At 54.5% G+C, this 20,465-nt stretch carries 14 protein-coding genes; all 14 read left to right on the forward strand.

Annotation, left to right across the window (positions count from 1 at the left end):
• Positions 1-49 precede the first annotated feature (49 nt).
• The 14 genes from iolG (at position 50) to R70331_RS01120 (ending at position 20,418) form a co-directional block, all read left to right on the forward strand.
• Positions 50-1,096 (forward strand): inositol 2-dehydrogenase, encoded by a 1,047-nt coding sequence (gene iolG, locus R70331_RS01055; protein ID WP_042172093.1) that lies wholly within the window; start codon positions 50-52, stop codon positions 1,094-1,096.
• 39 nt (positions 1,097-1,135) lie between these two features.
• Positions 1,136-1,969, forward strand: coding sequence for a 5-deoxy-glucuronate isomerase (gene iolB / locus R70331_RS01060; RefSeq protein WP_042172095.1), 834 nt, complete (start codon positions 1,136-1,138; stop codon positions 1,967-1,969).
• A 459-nt stretch (positions 1,970-2,428) separates the two neighbouring features.
• On the forward strand, positions 2,429-3,439 hold the full coding sequence (locus R70331_RS01065; protein ID WP_042172097.1) for a LacI family DNA-binding transcriptional regulator: 1,011 nt from the start codon (positions 2,429-2,431) through the stop codon (positions 3,437-3,439).
• 412 nt (positions 3,440-3,851) lie between these two features.
• Positions 3,852-4,862, forward strand: coding sequence for a 5-dehydro-2-deoxygluconokinase (iolC, locus tag R70331_RS01070; protein WP_042172099.1), 1,011 nt, complete (start codon positions 3,852-3,854; stop codon positions 4,860-4,862).
• A 46-nt stretch (positions 4,863-4,908) separates the two neighbouring features.
• Positions 4,909-6,369, forward strand: coding sequence for a CoA-acylating methylmalonate-semialdehyde dehydrogenase (locus R70331_RS01075; protein ID WP_042172101.1), 1,461 nt, complete (start codon positions 4,909-4,911; stop codon positions 6,367-6,369).
• Positions 6,370-6,392: 23 nt separating this feature from the next.
• A complete protein-coding gene (gene iolD / locus R70331_RS01080; protein ID WP_042172103.1) occupies positions 6,393-8,417 on the forward strand; it encodes a 3D-(3,5/4)-trihydroxycyclohexane-1,2-dione acylhydrolase (decyclizing) in 2,025 nt (674 codons plus the stop codon).
• Positions 8,418-8,487: 70 nt separating this feature from the next.
• Positions 8,488-9,384: a myo-inosose-2 dehydratase gene (gene iolE, locus R70331_RS01085; RefSeq protein WP_042172105.1), complete on the forward strand. Its 897-nt coding sequence runs from the start codon at positions 8,488-8,490 to the stop codon at positions 9,382-9,384.
• 1,422 nt (positions 9,385-10,806) lie between these two features.
• Positions 10,807-13,056 carry a helix-turn-helix domain-containing protein gene (locus R70331_RS01090; protein WP_042172107.1) on the forward strand — a complete coding sequence of 750 codons (2,250 nt, stop codon included), beginning with the start codon at positions 10,807-10,809 and terminating at the stop codon, positions 13,054-13,056.
• Between the two features lie 358 nt (positions 13,057-13,414).
• Positions 13,415-15,022, forward strand: coding sequence for an extracellular solute-binding protein (locus R70331_RS01095; protein ID WP_042172109.1), 1,608 nt, complete (start codon positions 13,415-13,417; stop codon positions 15,020-15,022).
• 84 nt (positions 15,023-15,106) lie between these two features.
• The gene (locus R70331_RS01100; protein ID WP_042172111.1) at positions 15,107-16,009 is read left to right on the forward strand and encodes an ABC transporter permease; all 903 of its coding nucleotides are present in this window, start codon (positions 15,107-15,109) and stop codon (positions 16,007-16,009) included.
• A 24-nt stretch (positions 16,010-16,033) separates the two neighbouring features.
• Positions 16,034-16,906, forward strand: coding sequence for a carbohydrate ABC transporter permease (locus R70331_RS01105; RefSeq protein ID WP_042172113.1), 873 nt, complete (start codon positions 16,034-16,036; stop codon positions 16,904-16,906).
• Positions 16,907-16,993: 87 nt separating this feature from the next.
• Positions 16,994-17,905 carry a sugar phosphate isomerase/epimerase family protein gene (locus R70331_RS01110; protein ID WP_042181977.1) on the forward strand — a complete coding sequence of 304 codons (912 nt, stop codon included), beginning with the start codon at positions 16,994-16,996 and terminating at the stop codon, positions 17,903-17,905.
• Positions 17,905-18,609 (forward strand): hypothetical protein, encoded by a 705-nt coding sequence (locus R70331_RS01115; RefSeq protein ID WP_042172115.1) that lies wholly within the window; start codon positions 17,905-17,907, stop codon positions 18,607-18,609. The genes R70331_RS01110 and R70331_RS01115 overlap by 1 nt, the downstream gene beginning before the upstream one ends.
• Positions 18,610-18,663: 54 nt before the next feature.
• A complete protein-coding gene (locus R70331_RS01120) occupies positions 18,664-20,418 on the forward strand; it encodes a hypothetical protein (RefSeq protein WP_042172117.1) in 1,755 nt (584 codons plus the stop codon).
• The last annotated feature ends 47 nt before the right edge of the window (positions 20,419-20,465 follow it).

The raw sequence follows: 20,465 nt of genomic DNA on the forward strand, positions 1-20,465 counted from the left end.
ACTGATTTCGGAAAGGTTAAGCGCTTACCTTGAGGGAGGATAAGCGAACATGGGAAATCAAGTTACAGTGGGCATTATCGGCGCCGGAAGAATCGGGCGTCTGCATGCCGATAATCTGCGTGCGATGCCGTCATATAAGCTAAAAGCGATCTCGGAGGCGTACATGAGCGAGGAACTGCTTGCTTGGGCTGACAGCCGTGGTCTCGGCAATGTTTTTACGGATGGGGAAGACATTCTGAATGATCCCGGGATTGATGCAGTATTCATCTGTACACCGACCGATACTCACGCTTCATGGATTGAGAAGGCTGCGCGTGCCGGTAAGCATATTTTCTGCGAGAAGCCGGTCAGCATGTCCTCGGCCGAGACGAGCCGGGCGCTGCAGACTGCTAAAGAGGCGGGGGTGCTGCTTCAGGTGGGCTTTAACCGCCGGATGGACCCGAACTTCCGTAAGCTCAAGCAGCTGGTTCAGGCAGGCGAGCTGGGCAGAACGCATATTGTGAAGATTACCTCGCGTGATCCGCAGCCGCCCGGTGAGGCTTATGTACGCTCTTCCGGCGGAATGTTCATGGATATGACCATTCATGATTTCGATATGGCCCGTTATCTGATGGGCGAGGAAGTGGCCGAAGTATATACCCGGGGCGCCAATCTGATCGACCCGATGTTCGGCCGCTGCGGTGATGTGGATACAGCAGTGATTACATTAACTTTTACCAGCGGCGCAATCTGCATCATTGATAACAGCCGGCAGGCCGTCTATGGCTATGACCAGCGTGTTGAGGTATTTGGCTCACAGGGAGCGGCTGTAGCCGATAACTGCCGCCCGACTACCGTAGAGGTGTCAACCGCTTCTGCTGTTACCCGTGATCAGCCGCTGCACTTTTTCCTTGAGCGTTACAACCAGGCATTTACGGATGAAGTGGCCGCATTTGCCCAGTCGATTATTCTGCAGGAGCCGGCTGTCTGCAGCGGCTTTGACGGTCAGCAGGCACAGCTTATCGCTGAGGCTGCCCTGGAATCGCACCGGACCGGGCTTCCGGTCAAGCTGTCTGCTTTTGCGGCAGAGGAGCGCTCGGAGGAGATAGAAGCCTAGCAGGTACAGGCTATCTTGAACACGGAGGGAGCTGTAAGGATGTCAGATTATTTAGTCAGAGCCGGTACACCCGGCAAGGATGGGCTTATTGCAGCAGTCAGCAGGGAGAGCGCCGGCTGGAAGTATGTAGGGTTTGAAGTCTATCAGCTGCAGGCCGGTGATACTCTTATCCGCAGTACGGAAGACAATGAGGTCTGCCTGGTGCTGCTGTCGGGCAAGGCGGACGTCAAAGCCGACGGGCAGGAGTTCACGGGTATCGGTGAGCGCATGTCTGTTTTTGAGGATATACCACCCTATGCGGTCTATGTTCCGGCAGGCGGACATTATGAGGTTACAGCCTTAACGGAACTGGAGCTTGGCGTCTGCCTTGCCCCTGGTACCGGTAAATATGCGGCCCGGCTGATCGCGCCGTCTGAAACGGCGTCTGAGGCCCGCGGTTACGGCAGCATGTCACGCCGCGTGGTTAATATTCTGCCGGAGAGCAGTGTGGCCGAAAGACTGCTGGTTGTAGAGGTGCGCACGGATGGCGGTAATTGGTCCAGCTATCCGCCCCATAAGCATGACCGGGATAATCTGCCGGAAGAGTCCTATCTGGAGGAGACGTATTACCACCGCGTCAATCCGGGCCACGGCTTCGTTGTACAGCGGGTATACAACGATGACCGCAGCCTTGATGAGACTATGGCCGTGCCCGACCGCAGCATTGTGCTGGTTCCGGAAGGCTATCATCCGGTATCAGCGCCGCCGGGCTACGATTCCTACTATCTCAATGTGATGGCCGGTCCCGTCCGCACCTGGGTATTCCATAATGATCCCGAGCATGAATGGCTGTTCAGACCGGGCGGTAACAGCCCCGGTGCTCAGGAGGAATGAGCCTGCGGTATAAAAGGTAATTGCCGGAGCTCCCGCAAGGCGGGGGCTCTTTTTGCATCAGGTGTAGACTGCTGCGAATAACGCAGCGGGCAGCAGGGCTATGGCATCAAGGGCGACTTCAAGAGAAGATAGCGTAGGTTAATTAACGGTAAAAATACCGTTGAATAAGCCGAGTGCGGGGAAATGTCAGAAAACAACGGTAAAAGTACCGTTAATTGAACTGTGTGCAGAGAAATGTCTGGAAACAACGGTAAAAGTACCGTTGATTGAACTGTGCGCAGAGAAATCACCGAAAACAAAAGGTATAAATCCCGTTTAAGGGTGAGCAGGCGGGAAGCCGTGCTGCTGCTGCCGGAGCAGCTGAAAGGGAAAGCGCTTAGGCCTGCTAATAGACACTGCCGGAGGAGTTCCCTATAATCGAGGTATATCACGGTAAGAACGTAAAGGCGGGCTTAACAAATGAAACCTACAATCTATGATGTGGCACGGGAAGCCGGGGTTTCCATCGCTACGGTGTCCAAGGTGCTTAATAATAACGGCAGGATCAGCGATAAGACCAGGGAGAAGGTAAGCCGGGTGATGGAGGAGCTTAATTACCAGCCGAGCCTGGTGGCCTCCGCGCTGACGAGCCGCCGGACGGGGACGATCGGGCTGATGATCCCGGATATCGCCAATCCCTTCTTCGCCGAGACGGCACGCGGAATTGAGGACTACGCCCAGCAGCAGGGGAGCGATCTGATCGTCTGCAGCACGGACCGCGACGATGAGAAGGCGGCCAGATACACCTCGCTGCTCCTGCGCAAAAGAGTAGACGGCCTGATTATCGCCTCGCATACGGGGCAGACAGAGATGATCCGCCGGCTTTTGGCTGACCGGGTGCCGCTGGTGCTGTTCTCGGCGGATATCCGCAGTCTGGAGAGCAGCAGCGTCACTGTAGATGACTACAAAGGCGGCTATCAGGCGACGGAATACCTGTTGTCCCTGGGCCACCGCAGACTGGGTGTTATCTCCGATAATCTGCCGGGGAGCAAGCTGCGGGTGGAGGGCTTTCTGGATGCGCTGAAGGATACCGGTCTGCCTTTTGATAATCCGGCTAACCTTACCCACACATCGGCCACGCTGGAGAACGGCCGCAAAGCGGCTGCCGCCATGCTCGGCCAGGCGGAAGATCTGCGCCCGACGGCAGTGTTCGCCTGTAACGACCTGCTCGCCATCGGTGTCCTGAAGGAGGCGCGCAGCGCAGGCCTGTCCATTCCCCGTGACTTATCCGTAGTGGGCTTCGATAATACCATGCTGGCGGAAATCTGCCACCCTACGCTGACCAGCATCGCCCAGCCGCTGCGTGAGATGACCGAGCAGGCGATGATTCTGCTGAATGAATCGATCGACAATCCGGCGGCACCCAGACGCAAAATCATGCTGATGCCTGAGCTGGTGATCCGTCATTCAACCGGGCCGGTGCCTGGCTGAGGCGAGACTGGCTGTGGCGTTAACCTGGAAGATCCAGCCTGATCCTTATAGACCTGTTCCCTGCAGCACGGCAGCGGACAGGTCTTTTTGAGCGGATATAAAACCTGAATCTGTACAACCTGTGGATAATATGTGCACAACGCTGTTTGTACGTTTTTTGCTAGTCCTAAACAGGCCCGGTTTGTTTGTCAGGAGAGAAATACCGGTGCATTTCAAGAAAGTTGAGATCGCTTTCAATTTTAGGATTGCCAAACGGGATGTTCTGGCCTATACTATTTATAAAATTAGGTTAAGCGCTTACCCTTTCCCTCCCTGCAAACAGGTATTTTTAAAGTGAATTCAGGTTTTCCCAATACTTATATTCATTAATTCATGAAATTTTTCCCGGAAGCTTGATCAAGGAGGCGTCACTATGAACGATCTACAGTTCGATCCCGCCCGTCCGCTAGATTTGATTGCCGTCGGCCGGCTCTGTATTGATCTTAATGCCAATGAAACCGGAAGACCCATGGAAGAGACCATGACCTTCACCAAATATGTAGGCGGCTCCCCGGCCAACATCATTATCGGCACAGCGCGGCTGGGCATGCGGACCGGCTTCATCGGCAAGCTGGCTGATGATCAGATGGGGCGGTTTATCCGGTCTTATCTTCAGAAGGACGGCATCGACGACAGCCAGGTATGCGTTGACCGTACCGGTGCGGTGACGGGGCTTGCTTTTACCGAAATCAAAAGCCCGCAGGAATGCAGCATTCTGATGTACCGCGATAACGTGGCGGATCTGCTGCTGAGCACAGAAGAAATCTCGGAGGATTATATCCGGCAGTCCAAGGCGCTGCTGATCTCCGGGACTGCACTGGCGCAAAGCCCATCCCGTGAAGCGGTGTTTCTGGCGCTGGAATTTGCCCGCAGGCATAATGTCACTGTATTTTTTGATCTGGATTATCGCCCTTATACCTGGAAATCCGCCGCTGAAACGGCTGTCTACTATAATCTGGCGGCAGAGAAATGCGACTGTATCATCGGTACCCGCGAGGAATTCAACATGATGGAGAATCTGTACAATGTAACAGATGCAGACGACGAAGCAACGGCGGCCCGCTGGTTCTCGTACCAGGCGAAGCTTGTTGTGATCAAGCATGGCGGAAGCGGCTCAATTGCGTATACGGCAGACGGCGGTAATCACCGCAGCGGCATTTTCCCGGCCAAGGTGCTGAAGACCTTCGGTGCAGGCGACTCCTACGCTTCGGCCTTCATTCACAGCCTGATGCAGGGTGACAGTGTCGGTGAGGCGATGCGGCGGGGCAGTGCCTCCGCTTCGATTGTCATCTCGCGCCACAGCTGCTCGGATGCGATGCCGACACTGGATGAGCTGGAAGCCTTCCTGGCTTCTAATGAAGAGGTCGCTGCAGGTAATCAGTAAAGAAAATTTCAAACACCTATCACCAGAGATGAAGGAGTGGACAAGAATGGCACAGCAAAACGTAGAAGTGCTGAAAAACTATATTGGCGGCGAATGGGTCGAAGCAAAGAGTGAGCAGAGTGAAGCGGTGTTCAATCCGGCTTCAGGCGAAGAGCTGGCCAGAGTTCCGCTGTCCGGCAGAGAGGATGTAGACCGGGCGGTGGCTGCGGCGCAGGAGGCTTTTGCCGGATGGTCGAAGACGCCTGTACCGCGCCGCGCACGGATTCTGTTCAAATACCAGCAGCTGCTCGTTGATCACTGGGAGGAGCTGGCGAGAACCATTACACTGGAGAACGGAAAAAGCTTCAAAGAAGCTTACGGCGAGGTCCAGCGCGGCATCGAGTGTGTCGAGTTCGCAGCCGGTGCGCCGACGCTGATGATGGGCCGGCAGCTGCCGGATATTGCAACCGGGATAGAATCGGGAATGTACCGCTATCCAATCGGAGTTATCGGCGGCATTACCCCGTTCAATTTTCCGATGATGGTGCCATGCTGGATGTTCCCGCTCGCGATTGCCTGCGGCAATACCTTTGTGTTGAAGCCATCTGAGCGCACGCCGCTGCTGGCTGCACGTCTTGCTGAGCTGCTGGAGCAGGCGGGACTGCCTAAGGGTGTTTTCAATGTGGTCAACGGTGCCCATGATGTAGTCAACGGCCTGCTGGAGCACCCCGGGGTGAAGGCGATTTCCTTTGTCGGATCGCAGCCGGTGGCTGAATATGTCTATAAAAAAGGAACAGAGCAGCTGAAACGGGTTCAGGCGCTGGCCGGAGCCAAAAATCACTCCATCGTACTCGCGGATGCCGACCTTGAGGCTTCAGCAACGCAGATTATCAATGCTGCCTTTGGCTCTGCCGGTGAGCGCTGCATGGCCTGCTCTGTAGTTACTGTGCAGGAAGAAGTGGCTGACGAGCTGATCTCAATCCTGCTGCGTGAATGCAGTCAGATGACGATTGGCAATGGACTGGAGGAGGATACGTTCCTGGGACCTGTAATCCGCCAGAGCCATAAGGACAAGACTCTTTCTTACATCGAGCAAGGCGTAGCCGAAGGTGCGAAGCTGCTCAGGGACGGCCGGGAAGATGCCGCAGCCGGGGGGCAGGGTTATTTTATCGGACCAACGGTATTTGACGGAGTCACCAGAGAGATGAAGATTTGGCAGGAGGAGGTTTTCGCGCCTGTGCTTTCGGTTATCCGGGTCAAGGGTTTGGAGGATGGCGTGGAGATTGCCAATGCTTCGCGGTTTGCGAACGGGGCGTGTATCTTTACTAATGACGGCGGCAAGGTCCGCTACTTCCGTGAAAATATCGAGTCAGGCATGCTGGGTGTCAATGTCGGCGTACCGGCGCCGATGGCCTTCTTCCCTTTCTCCGGCTGGAAGGATTCCTTCTACGGCGATCTTCATGCGAACGGAAGCGACGGAGTTGAATTCTATACACGCAAAAAAGTCGTCACTGCCCGCTGGCAGTAATGAAAGAGGAGGGAGGAGCTCACGTGGAACGGATCAGATTAACAACGGCGCAGGCGCTGGTGAAATTTCTGAATGAGCAGTATGTGGACTTTGGCGGCGGGCCGGAGCGTTTCGTCCAGGGCGTGTTCACTGTGTTCGGACACGGTAACGTGCTCGGACTTGGACAGGCGCTGCAGGAGGCGCCGGGTGAGCTGACAGTCTATCAGGGCCGCAATGAGCAGGGCATGGTTCATGCCGCGACCGCGTTCGCCAAACAGAGCCGCAGACGGAAGATTATGGCCTGTACCGCCTCTGTCGGGCCGGGCTCGGCCAATATGCTGACCGCAGCGGCAACGGCAACAGCCAATCAGATTCCTGTGCTGCTGCTGCCGGGCGATACCTTTGCTACCCGCCAGCCCGATCCGGTGCTGCAGCAGATGGAGCATACGCACAACCTGTCGATTACGGTGAACGATGCCTTCAAGGCGGTGAGCAAATACTGGGACCGGATCTACCGGCCGGAGCAGCTGATGACCGCACTGCTGAATGCGATGCGGGTGCTGACCGATCAGGCAGACACTGGTGCCGTGACGATTGCGCTGCCGCAGGATGTGCAGGGGGAGGCCTGGGATTATCCGGCCGATTTCTTCCGCAGACGGGTGCATAAGATTACCCGCCGCCTGCCGCATCCGGAGGAAATTGAAGCGGCAGCTGAGCTGATTGCAGGCAAGCAGCGTCCGCTTCTGGTCTGCGGCGGCGGTGTCCGCTATAGTGATGCCGGAGCTGAGCTCAAGGCATTCGCCGGGAAATTTGCCATTCCGTTCGGAGAGTCGCAGGCCGGCAAAAGCGCTGTTGCCAGCGACTTCGCCTGCAACCTGGGAGGCCTTGGCGTAACCGGTAACGGCTGTGCCAATACGCTGGCAGCAGAGGCTGATCTGGTTATCGGTGTCGGTACACGGTTCACTGATTTCACCACCGGCTCGAAGAGCCTGTTCGCTCACCCAGAGGTGGAGTTCCTTACGCTTAATGCTTCCCCGTATCATGCAGCCAAGCTGGATGCGCTGGCAGTGGTATGCGATGCTGCGGAAGGGTTGAAAGCGTTATCTGCTGCGCTGGAGGAGCGGGGCTACCGTTCGGCTTATGCAGATGAGATTACACAGGCTAAAAAGGAATGGCAGGCGGAAAGAGCGCGGCTGGCCGGTGTTGAGTACCATGCGGGCAGGGCGGCGGCTGCTACCGGGACTATGGCCGTGGCGCATGCAGTAGCGTTCTCCGATGCAGTTAGCGCTGTACAGGAGGCAGGTGAGCAGACAGCGTTTGTCCCTGAAATTGCCGGACACCTCGATGCGAAGCTGCCTGAGTATGCAGAGGCACTCGGCACCACACTTACGCAGACGCAGGTGCTTGCGGTTATTAATGAGCTTATTCCGCACGATGCGATTGCTATTGGGGCGGCCGGCAGCCTGCCGGGAGATATGCAGCGGATGTGGGAGTCCTCTGTGCCGGATACCTATCATATGGAGTATGGCTTCTCCTGTATGGGCTATGAAATTGCGGGTGCACTCGGTATCAAGCTGGCTGAGCCGGATCGCGAGGTATACGCTCTCGTCGGGGACGGCAGCTACCAGATGATGCATTCGGAGCTGGTAACCAGCCTGCAGGAGAACAAGAAGATCAATGTCATTCTGCTGGACAATGCAGGCTTCGGCTGCATTAATAATCTGCAGATGGAGCAGGGGCTGGACAGCATGGCGACGGAATTCCGCCGCCGGGGTAAGGACGGTCAGCTCAGCGGTGAGCTGATGTATATCGACTATGCAGCCAGTGCCGCGGGCTACGGGGTTAATACCTTCCGTGCGTCTACAGTAGAGCAGCTGCGCAGCGCACTGGAGGAGGCAGGGAAGAGCGAGAAGTCCACACTGATCGACATCAAGGTGCTGCCCAAGACGATGACCCACGGCTATGGCGCCTGGTGGCATGTCGGGGTGGCGGAAGTGTCCGGCAAGGAGACTGTACAGGCGGCTTACGCTCAGAGATTGAGCGGGCTGGATAAGGCGCGCAGCTATTGATGCTACCGGAGCTGCAGCGGCCGGCCGGAGCCGGCCATACCTGTCATTAACGGAAGGGGAAGAACAATTCATGTTCAAAAAAGAGGCGGTCCGGCTGGCAATTGCACCCATTGCCTGGACCAATGATGATATGCCTGAGCTGGGCGGTAACAATACCTTCGAGCAGTGCATCAGTGAGATGGCATTGGCCGGCTATCAGGGCAGCGAGGTGGGCAACAAATATCCGCGTTCTCCCGAGGTGCTGCACCGGGCGCTGGGACTTCGCGGACTGCAGATTGCCAGCGCCTGGTTCAGCGCGCACCTGACGGACCGGCCGTATGAGGAGACCGCTGAAGCCTTTTGCGCACACCGTGATTTCCTGCATGCAATGGGCGCCAAGGTCATCGTGGTATCCGAGCAGGGGCGCAGCATTCAGGGGCAGATGGATACGCCGCTGTTTGATGCCAAACCCGTCTTTACGGAAGACGAATGGACGGTGCTGGCCGAAGGCTTGGGACGTCTGGGCCGTCTGGCCGCCGAAAAAGGGATGACAATCGTCTATCACCACCATATGGGGACAGGAGTGCAGACGGCTGCCGAAATTGCCCGGCTGATGGAGCTGACAGACCCGTCGGAAGTATCCCTGCTGTATGATACCGGACATCTGGCCTTTTCCGGTGAAGATCCCCTTGAGGTGCTGCGCGCCCATCTGCCGCGGATCAGGCATGTTCACTTGAAGGACATCCGTCCCGAGGTGGTCCGGCAGGTTATTGCAGATAAGCTCAGCTTCCTGCAGGCGGTAAGAGCAGGGGCGTTCACCGTGCCGGGGGACGGGGGCATCGAATTCGCAGATATTTTTGCTGAACTGGCCGGGTCGTCCTATACCGGATGGTTTGTAGTCGAGGCCGAACAGGACCCGGCACTGGCAGACCCGCTGGAATATGCGATTAAGGCACGGGAGTACATCCGGGCGACCAGCGGGCTGTAAGTAGTGGACTGTGAGTAATGGAGCTGAGTTCACTGTCGTAAGGCGTGAAGTATATTGCTAAATAATGTTAATGTGCAGCAATCAGGTTAGTTGCATACTCTAGGTGCTGGGTGCTGGGTGCTGGGTGCTGGATGCTAGGTGCTAGGTGCTAGGTGCGGGGGTGGGCTGCATGCATCCCCGCACCTTGCGTTATACGTTGGGGCGCAAATCTGTCTACAGACAGAACCACTTTGTCCCAGAGAACCGGATGAAAGGGAAAAATCCCTTTAATCGCACCGAAACCCGTGCTAACGCACCGGATGAAAGGGAAAAATCCCTTTAATCGCACCGAAACCCATGCTGAAGCACCGGATGAAAGGGAAAAATCCCTTTAATCGCACCGAAACCCATGCTGGAGCACCGGATGAAAGGGAAAAATCCCTTTAATCGCACCGAAACCCGTGCTGAAGCACCGGATGAAAGGGAAAAATCCCTTTAATAGCCCTAAAACCCGTGCTAACGCACCGGATGAAAGGGAAAAATCCCTTTAATCGCACCGAAACCCATGCTGAAGCACCGGATGAAAGGGAAAAATCCCTTTAATCGCACCGAAACCCGTGCTGAAGCACCGGATGAAAGGGAAAAATCCCTTTAATCGCACTGAAACCCGTGCTAACGCACCGGATGAAAGGGAAAAATCCCTTTAATCGCACCGAAACCCGTGCTGAAGCACCGGATGAAAGGGAAAAATCCCTTTAATCGCCCCCAAACCTATGCTGACGCACCAGATTAAAGGGAAAAATCCCTTTAATCGCACCGAAACCCATGCTGAAGCACCGGATGAAAGGGAAAAATCCCTTTAATCGCACCGAAACCCGTGCTGAAGCACCGGATGAAGGGAAAAATCCCTTTAATAGCTCAGTTTCACCCTCAATTTTAATCGTTTCAGACCTATCACCCGCCAGGGTGATTTTCTGCTGTACGGGAAGTGTTATAGTAGCAAGACAGGGTGGCAGGGCATGAGCCGCAACGGTATGCGACGGTACGCCACGGCATGAGCGCCCGCGGTATACTGCCATAAACCACAGAATGCTGTTCTAAGCCACAGAATGCGGCGATACAACACGGGATGCCAAGGGGCTAATCTGCTGTGCACATGGCCAGTCCTGCCTTGCCCGTGACGAAACAACCGGGTAGCGGGCGGAGCCGGAGAACCCTATTTTTACCCGTTGGCCGGGTCCGGGGGGCATGTGCTATAATTGCAGAAATCCGAACATAGGCTCGTCTATGTTTCATAGGTCATAATAATGATTAACCTTATTAAGGTTTCCCCTTTCTCATAAATGTTATTAAGGTTTCTTCTTTTTTCATATTCATATCTGTATGTACTTAAACGGCCGGACCGCGGCCTGGCATTTTAACGGTTATGGAGGAGGTTGTCTATTGTTCCGTACTTGGTATCGCCGACTGCTGCTTTCCTATTTTCCGATTTTTTTGCTCACGGTAACAATATTGATCTTTGCCTCGTTTGTATTTATTAATGATATATCGCGGATGGAGACCCAAAAAGCAGACCGCATCTCGGCCAGCTATCTCATGGATAATGTGGATAAGACGGTCAGAGAGGTTGAACTGGCGGTGCTGGAGGGGGTTGAACGCAATGATGTCTATAAAACGTATTTCAATAACACAGGCCCGCCGGGTACCGGGTCCGTCTATGCGGTTGCCCAGAGCCTGCGCAGCCTCATTCAGGATTCCGCCTATATCGAATCGGTTTATCTGGTTGACAAAAAAAATGAAAGCGTTATAACAGAGTCCGGATTAAGAGAGCTTGCAGGTTATATAGACGAGGATTGGATCAGGCAGATCATCTCAGGCCCGCTGCCGGAAGGCTGGCAGCCTGTCCGCAAATATAAGACGGAGCTGCTCCAGCGTACACCGGTAAGAGTGCTTAGTATTAATAAAGCGATGCCGCTGCCCTTCGGCTCCGAAGGAGTACTGGTTATCAATGTAAAAATGAGCGGAATTGAGCAGCTTGTCGACAGCATGGTTAACCAGCAGCTTTCTTTCGTGACTATTCTGGACAGTGACGGGCAGATTGTGTACGAGGCGCATTCGGATCACGCGGGTGCAGCAAGCGGCAAGCAGCTGAATACACTCCATCTGGAGCCGCTCGGCTGGACCTTTGCAAGCGGGATTAAGGCGGGCAACCTGTTCGGCTGGGTGTCGGTCATTTCCTATCTGTGGGTAGCAATCGCCATTGGAACAGTGATCTGTGCGATCTTCTATCTGGTGTATGTGACCAGGCGCAATTATAAGCCGATCCAGGTCATTATGAACCGTATTGAAGGCCATCAGATCCGGCAGATGGATCAGTCAACCGACAGGCCCGATGAAATGATGCTCATTGACGGAGTGCTGGAGGATCTGATCAACCACATGACTGATTATGACCGCAAAAGCCGGGAGAACCTGCTGCTGCAGCGAAGCAAGCTGTTCACTGATCTGCTGTACAACGAGCGGCTGGACGATGCCATCGGGCGGCTTACGGAGCTGTCCCCGCTTACGGGCGCTGATGCATCCTCCCGTTTTACAGTGGTGCTCAGCGAAATTAACCGCTATGAGCGGGTTTTTGAGGAGCGCTATACGAGAGGTGATCAGAATACGCTCAAGTTTGCCCTTATGAATGTGTTTCAGGAGCTTGCGCGTAACGCCGAGCTGCAGGGCTGGGCGGAGTGGGTCGGAACCCGGCGGGTGGCGATATTGTTCCTGGCGACCGGCAGCGATGAGGAGATGACCGGGCGGCTCCGCGTCTTTGCTGAGGATTGCCGCTCCTGGGTAGAGCAGAACCTGCGTCTCTCGCTCAGCTTCGGCATCGGTCCGGCTGTGACGGGGCCGGGTACGATCCGCGAATCCTATGCAGCGGCGGAGTATGTCATGCAGCATAAGCTGCTGAAGAATGAGAATATTGCGCTGGCGGAATACGGGGAAGCGCGCCAGCCGCTGCTGGAGACGTATGCCTACCTGCAGATGATTGCCGAGTTCGTTAAGCAGTTCCGGATGTCGAGCGGCCAGTGGCGGGAGCAGCTGGAGAAGATTTTTGAGGCGTTTGAGCAGAATTTCCTGCAGGATGATGATATCCGTTCCCTTATTCAGGCGATGCTGCAGATGCTGAGCCGTGAAGTAGCCGTCATGTCGGAGGAGCTGCAGGATGAGCTGTCGGCGGAGAAGGCCGGGGTCCGGCTGAAGGGGCTGGAGGACGCCGAGTCGCTGGAAGAGATGAAGGGGATTCTGCTGGAATACCTGACTGATTTATTCCGTACCTATGTCTCAGCCAGTGAGACTAAGAGCTACCGGGCGATGGTCACCGAGATGAAAAATTATATCGAAGAGAATTTCACCAACCCGGATCTCTCGCTGAAGCATCTGAGCGACCGGTTTCAGGTATCCGGCAAATATGCGAGCTATCTGTTCAAAACCGAATTCAAAATGAAGTTCGTTGACTTCGTTACAGAGCTGCGGATGAAAGAGGCTGAGCAGCTGCTGGCGGAGACGGATTACCCGCTGCAGGATATCGCGCTCCAGGTAGGCTATGCCAATGCGATTACATTTGGCAGAGTATTCAAACGGGTTGCCGGCATTACACCGGGAGATTACCGTTTGCTCAAACGCCGGGAAGCCGGCAAAGCATGAAGGAAGAGCCGGACGCACAATAAGCTATTGGAACAGGGCGCAGCAGCTGACTGGTGCGAGGGTCAAACTGGCCGTATTTCTGCCTGCATACCCGCTTAAAGCGGTATACAGGCAGAAATACGGCCTTTTTTCGTCCATTTGAAAGCGGTTTATCATACGAAAATAGTAGGTCGGATAAACTGGAAGTCCGAATTTCCGGCCTTTTTGCAATCCGAAACAGGTTTATTGTCAGGCCTCAGAAAAGTGTGGAATACTGTGGTCATCCCGGAACACACGGGAGCTCAGATGTGAGGTTGGGGGATTCATAAAGTTTCATTAAATCACCATTATAGCCTGTATAGGCGAAGGAGATGGAACAATGACAGTGAATACAAACCAGAAAGTTCTGAAGAAGGTACTGGGGATCGGATTAAGCGCAGTAATGGGAATGTCTCTGCTGGCCGGGTGCTCCTCTAATGGAAATGCGGATACGGCATCAAATGGAGGAACAGCAACTGACGGAGGCAGCAAAGAGCGCGTTACACTGAAGGTGGAGATTTTTGACCGCGGCAACAGTCCCGAGCCTTACACCATTACAAACAACTATTTATCCAAACTGGTGCAGGAACGTTTTGGCGATCCGAACAACATTGATGTACAGTTTGTTCCGGTTCAGCGCTCTGAGGAAGTCACTAAGCTGAACGTATTGATGGCGAGCAACACAGATGTGCCGGATATTGTGTTCACTTATGATTCCAGCTTGTTCTACCGTTACGCCCAACAGGGCGGCCTGACCGATGTCGGAGCGCTGATTGATGAATACGGGCCGACTCTGAAAACATTCCTCGGTGAAGATACATTGGCGTTTGGGCAGCTGGAAGGCCAGCAGATGGCTATCCCGGGAAAACGGGCAATCACAGGCCGTTACAGCTCCTACATCCGCCAGGATTGGCTGGATAAGCTGGGCTTGCCGGCACCGACGACAACCGACGAATTATACACAACTTTGAAAGCGTTTAAAGAGAAAGATCCGGGCGGTGTTGGCAGCAAAAACATCCCGATGGGTATGGCGCTCGCTCCGGCCCAGTTCGAAACCCTGATCTACTCCTTCCTCAAACCGGTTAAGGGTGATCTGACTTACAGCCAGCGCTATGAGCTGCCGCTGCATGACGGCTTTAAGGATGCGATGCAGTTCCTGAATAAGCTCTACAATGAAGGGCTGATCAGCCAGGATTTCAGTCTGGATGAGGATAAAACGCAGCTGGCCAAGGATATCCAGAACGGCAATGTCGGCTACTGGTCTGAGGATGTGGACAATATCTTCTACGCAGAAGGTACACTGGACAATCTGTACAAAAATGTACAGGGCAGCACTGTAACAGCAGTAGATGTCCTGACCAATGCGAATGAGGGCAACAAGCATATTAAATCGCGTTATGCCTCTAACGGTATGTACATCATGATTCCGAAGAGCAGTAAACGTGCGGTAGAAGCTATTAAATATCTGGATTGGATGGCTTCAGACAACAATCTGATCGATATCTACAGCGGGGTTGAAGGCGAGAACTATGATCTGGTTGACGGTATCCCGGTAGTTAAAGCTGACGTTCCGCAGGAATTTGCTGACCGTCTGTTCAATGCCGGCGACACGGCTATTATCTCTAACGGCAAGAACATCGGCGACCAGGCAACTAATGAAAAAGCATGGATCAGCGGCTTCCCTGAACGCAATCAGGAATTGCTGAAGCAATCCATTGATATTGCCAACACGGATACGGTTGGACCTATCGTCTTCGGTAAACCGATTGAAGCAGAATCCAAGTACGGTACTACCCTCAATGACAAGCTGGCCGTAATTATCGTTAAGACAGCAATGGCTAAGCCGGAGCAGTTCGACGCGGTGTATGAGCAGGAAATGAAGGATTTCATGTCCCTCGGCGGAACCCAGCTTAAAGAAGAACTGGAAGCGGCATTGAAGGACCTGTAGGCACAAGAAATAAATATAAAAGGAAAACCGGAGGGAGCAGGTACGCCGCTTCATCCGGTTTTTCCTCCCAAGGAGGGAACCGACTTGAGTAAAGCGAGCTACTTTAAGCGGTATTGGCAATTGTACGCGCTGCTTTCACTGCCACTTATCTACTTTTTTATCTTCCGTTACGGGCCGATGTACGGGGTACAGATTGCTTTTAAGGATTTTAATCTGTTCCAGGGGATCAGCGGAAGTGAATGGATCGGGTTCGACGCATTCCGTGAAGTTTTTAACATGAAAGAGTTCTACACTGCACTGCGCAATACATTTATGCTCAATTTCCTGGATTTGCTGGTCTCTTTCCCCGCACCAATCATTCTGGCGATCATGCTGTATGAGATTAAGGGTGCATGGTTCAAAAAAATCTCGCAGACTATTCTGTATATTCCCCACTTTATTTCCTGGGTCATTATCGGGGGGATTGTCTACCAATTATTTGGCAATCAGTCCGGTATGATTAACGAGGTACTGCAAAGCCTGGGCCTGAGCCCGGTTCCATTCCTGACCGAGAAGAATCCTTGGCTGATCACCTATCTGTTCACCGGGGTCTGGCAAAGTGCCGGCTGGGGAACAATCCTCTATCTGGCAGCGCTTACCGGCGTAAACAGAGAGCTGTTTGAAGCGGCTGAGGTTGATGGAGCAACACGCCTGAAGAAGATCTGGTATATTACACTCCCGAGCATCAAGCCGACGATTGTAACCCTGCTGATCCTCAATCTCGGCAAAATGGTCAGCATCGGCTTTGACCGCCCATACGTTATCGGGAATACGGCGGTACGCGAATATTCCGATGTACTGAGTACCTTTGTTTACCGCATCGGTCTGGAATCCGGACAATACACGCTGGCTACCGTAGTCGGACTGTTCCAGGCTGTGGTTGGTCTGGTATTCATTCTTGGCTCCAACTATATTTCGAAAAAAATGACCGGAGACGGCATTATCTGATAAAGAGGAAGGAGGCGGAGTACTATGAGTGAACGTACTTCAAACCGGATATTTGATATCGTCGTTATTACCTGCGTGAGCTTGTTCGTATTGTTTTGTCTGGCTCCGTTCTTGCATATCATTGCAGTATCGCTCAGCTCCAACCGGGCTATCACTTCCGGTGAAGTCACGATTTTTCCGATTGAATTGAACTGGAATGCCTATGTTCAGGTGTTCTCAGATACCTCAATGATACGCTCCCTGGGCTATACGCTGATACTGACGGCGGTGACAACCCTGCTGTGCATGCTCTTTACCATTGCCGCAGCCTATCCGCTCACCAAGGGCTACATGAAAGGCCGCAAGACGTTCATGGTTATTATCATTATTACGATGTTCTTCAGCGGCGGGATTATCCCCGAATATTTGCTGATGCGTGACCTGCGCCTGCTCGATTCAACCTGGGCGCTCATTCTGCCCGGTCTGGTCAGTCCGTTTAACCTGATTATCCTGATCTCCTTCTTCAATAACATTCCCCAGAGTCTGGAGGAATCGGCTGAGATCGACGGCAGCTCCTTCCTCCGCACACTGATGAGCATTGTCCTGCCGCTGTCCATGCCTGTGCTTGCTACACTGGGTCTCTTCTATGCGGTAGGCCGCTGGAACGGTTTCCAGGATGCACTCATGTATATCAATAGTCCGGAGCTGTATCCGCTGCAGCTCAAGCTGTTCCAGATGGTGCAGAACAATATGGTCTCCGAGCTGACGCTGATGGAAGGTGCCAGCCGCACAAGGCTGACACCGGAGAGCCTGAAAGCAGCAACTGTAATTTTCGCAACAGTGCCTATTCTGCTGGTATATCCATGGCTGCAGAAGTATTTCGTCAGCGGTGTTATGCTGGGTGCCGTTAAGGGTTAATGCTGCAGGCTATATTCGTGCAGAACAGGAAAGGAGAACGCAGTTTTGGAGGACAAAGGAGCATTTTCATTCTCAACCTGCTGGAATATGAAACGCCACACAACGGGAGAAGGCCTGCTGCAGGAAATCCGCGGGCTTGGCTTCCGCAGGGTGGAGCTGAACTATAATGTGACCGAAGAGATGCTGTTAACGATTGAACCGATGATCGAGCGGGGGGAGATCGGCATCTCCAGTGTCCACAATACCTTCCCCCATATTTCGGACCCTGATTACGGCACGGATTCGGTGCTGCTCGGCTTCGAGGATAAGGAGAAACGGAAACGGGCTATCGACCTTCTGGTCCGTTCTGCCGAATATGCGCAGCGTTATGGCGGTGAGGCTGTAGTGGTCCATCCCGGTGAAGTGCCTTTCCCGAATGATATCGCGAAGGAGCTGGAGCAGCTCTATAGCGGTGAGGGAAAGGATTCGACCGCCTACCGCAGTAAATGGGCGGAGCTGCTGGAGCGGCGGGAGGCGTACAGTGCCGGATATGTGCGGACCATTACGGAAAGCCTGTATGAAGTATGTGACAAGGCAGCTTCAAAGGGACTCGGCGGCATCCGTTTCGGTATCGAGACACGCTCCCGGCCGCAGCAGATTCCGACACTGGCTGAGGCCAAAAGAATGATCCGGGCGCTGAAGGGAGCGCCTGTCGGTATCTGGTATGATACCGGGCACGCGATTATGATGGACCGGATGGGGCTGTACGACAGTGTGAGGGAAATGGATGGGCTGATGAATGATATTGTCGGCGTCCATATCCACGAAACCATCGGACTCTCGGATCATTGGTGCCCCTATGTGAACAGCGGGGATATGCATTTCTATGATGCCTATCTGCCGATGATCGAGCGCGCCCGGGTTAAGGTGTATGAACTGAAGGCGGCTTGCCTGCCTGAAGACATTCATGAGAGCCATCGTCTGCTTACCGCCAAGCTGGCGGCGCGGGGTGCGCTCTGATGCTGAGCACAGAGGGCTGCGGCTGGAATCAGGTAGACTGTGCATTAAGCGGGGAAGACCGCAGACTGGCTGCCGCCTATGCTCCCCGCCTGCTGTTTGATAAGAACGAGCCGTTCTACCCGGTCCGCTTCGGCATAACCGTCCTGCGTGAAGACGGGGATTCGCCCTCCTTCCGGCGCAGGCTTCAGGTCAGCCCGCCGGAAGCAGCGGCTGTTATCGAATACGCGATATATTACGATTATGATATTCAGCATCTGTACGATCTTGAGCATGTGTGGGTATATATTGGAAGAAACGGTGAGGTGGCAGACGTCGAGGCAAGCTTTCACGGCAAGTATCTGAAAGGACTGCTGCATGGCCGCACCAATCTTAGCGGTACCCGGGCCAGTCTGTATGTACAGCCCGGCAAGCATGCACTCTCGCCCATGACCGAGATATTCGGGCTGCTGCCGGGCTATGAAGCCTGTACACAGGAGGCGGCAGGGGCGGACGGGCTGATCTACGGTGACTGCTTCCAAGGATTGCTGGCTTCTGATGAAGCGACAGATCAGAAGGTGCGGCAGTATCTGCAGACCTGCCGGTTCACGCCTTCCGGTGTCTACGAGAACTGGGAGTATGCACACCGGGAGGAGCTGTTCGTTTCGTGGAACGGGCTGTTTACGGAAATTCCGGAGCGTGTCCGCAGTGAGCTGAAGCGGCTGTAATGCCGGATCGGCCTGCGGTGCGTGATGTGAAATGCCTAACATGGAGGAATGACAATGTACAAGCAACTGGTGGACAGCAACGATAGAGCAGTGGAAGAAGGCCTGTCCCGGCAGGTGCTTGATCCGGAGAGCCGCTATTACGGAGGGACGGTTGATCCGTTCACCGGCGTTGCCTGGGTCAATCATACAACCGGTACACCGACAGAGATGTGCTACTGGGGAGCCGCGCTGGTTAATCCTGATTCGAAATATTACCATGATGAGCAGCTGCTGGGCCGGCTGGTGCTGGCTGCGGCATTCGTGCTGCGCTGCCAGCATGCTGACGGCACGATCTCACCGGGCTGGACGAACTATCATTCCCCGCCGGATACAGCCTTCGTAATTGTCGGCTATGCCCAGCTGTATCAGCTGCTGTCCCGGCAGGAGTGGGCGCCGCTCGCGCCTGTTCTAGGCAGTATGCGGCTGTTTCTGGAGCGTACCATTCCCGCTATGCTTACGGGCGGCGGCCATACGCCGAATCACCGCTGGGTAATCAGTGCTGCGCTCGCTTATCTGCATGAGCTGTTCGGACTGCCTGAAGCCGTCCGCCGTGCAGAGCAGTGGCTGGCGGAAGGCATGGATATTACGCCGGACGGGGAGTGGACCGAGCGCAGCAACGGCATATACAGCGCAGTCAGTGATATTATGCTGATCCATGCCGCCCGCCTGCTGGACCGGCCTGACCTGCTGGAGCCGGTCCGTCTGAATCTGCGGATGATGGTCTATCTCGTTCATCCGTCGGGTGAGGTCGTGACGGATTACTCCGGGCGGCAGGATCTGGGGCATGTGCATGACCTGTCCCCTTATTATCTGCCGTATGCTATCCTTGCCCGGCTGGATAACGATCCCTTATTTGCCGGCATGGCTGAATGGGCCGGCCGGGCGCTCAGCAATCCCGGCGTCTGCTCGGTGAATGTGCTGGTACGGATGCTGCTGGAGCCGGAGCTGCAGCAGCCGCCTGCGGCGGAAGCTCTCCCTGTGAAATACGAAACCGTGCTTAACGGGGAGTTTCTGCGGCACGGCTATCTTGCAGGCATGGAGGCAGCGGGCCATCAGGGTCGGATTTTCCACAGCCGGCTGCATACCGATTTCGGAGCTCCGGTGACCCGCTACCGGGACGGGGATACCAGCGTAACGCTAATGACGGAGACCCCATCGTTTTTTGCGCTGCGCCATGGCCAAGTGCGGCTGCTGGCCGTGCAGCTGGCCACTTATTTCAACCCGGGATATGTACCAATGCAGGAGATGATCAGGCTGCCCCAGGGTTACCGGCTGACCGGAGAGCAGAAAAAGGGCTATTACGGGCCGGTAGAAACGGGGCTTCTGCCTGAATCGGCCGGAGCGGCAGTCAGTCCATGGTATCTGCTCCCGCACCATAGCCGTCTGCTGACCCATGAGCAGACCTTCCGCGCAGAAGTAGACGCTGAGCGCACCGGTACTGGCTGGAAGCTGCGTCTGCAGGCTGCAGAGCCGGGAGAGGTAATGAGCCAGCTGTCCTTTATTTTTGGCAATGAAGGCAGCTTTACATCAGGCGGGCTGAAGGATCTTGGAGAGGACTGCTATCTCTGGACCAGCGGAGCCCTCCGTTATGAATGCGGGGAGGACTGGATTGAGCTGACCGGCGGTGAAGCGGGACATCTGGCAACATCGGTACGGGAAGCGAACCTGCAGAATAACTGTAAGGCGGTGCTTGTTAACCTGATGACCCCTTTTGATAAGGAGATTACGATTACTCTATCTCCTTCTCTGCAAGAAGGGCGAGACCTGTGAATATCGTGAACAGCCTTGACTAAGGTGATTTTTCTATAAAAATTCTC

The sequence above is a fragment of the Paenibacillus sp. FSL R7-0331 genome, from assembly GCF_000758645.1.
GTDB classification, from domain to species: Bacteria; Bacillota; Bacilli; order Paenibacillales; family Paenibacillaceae; genus Paenibacillus_AQ; species Paenibacillus_AQ camerounensis.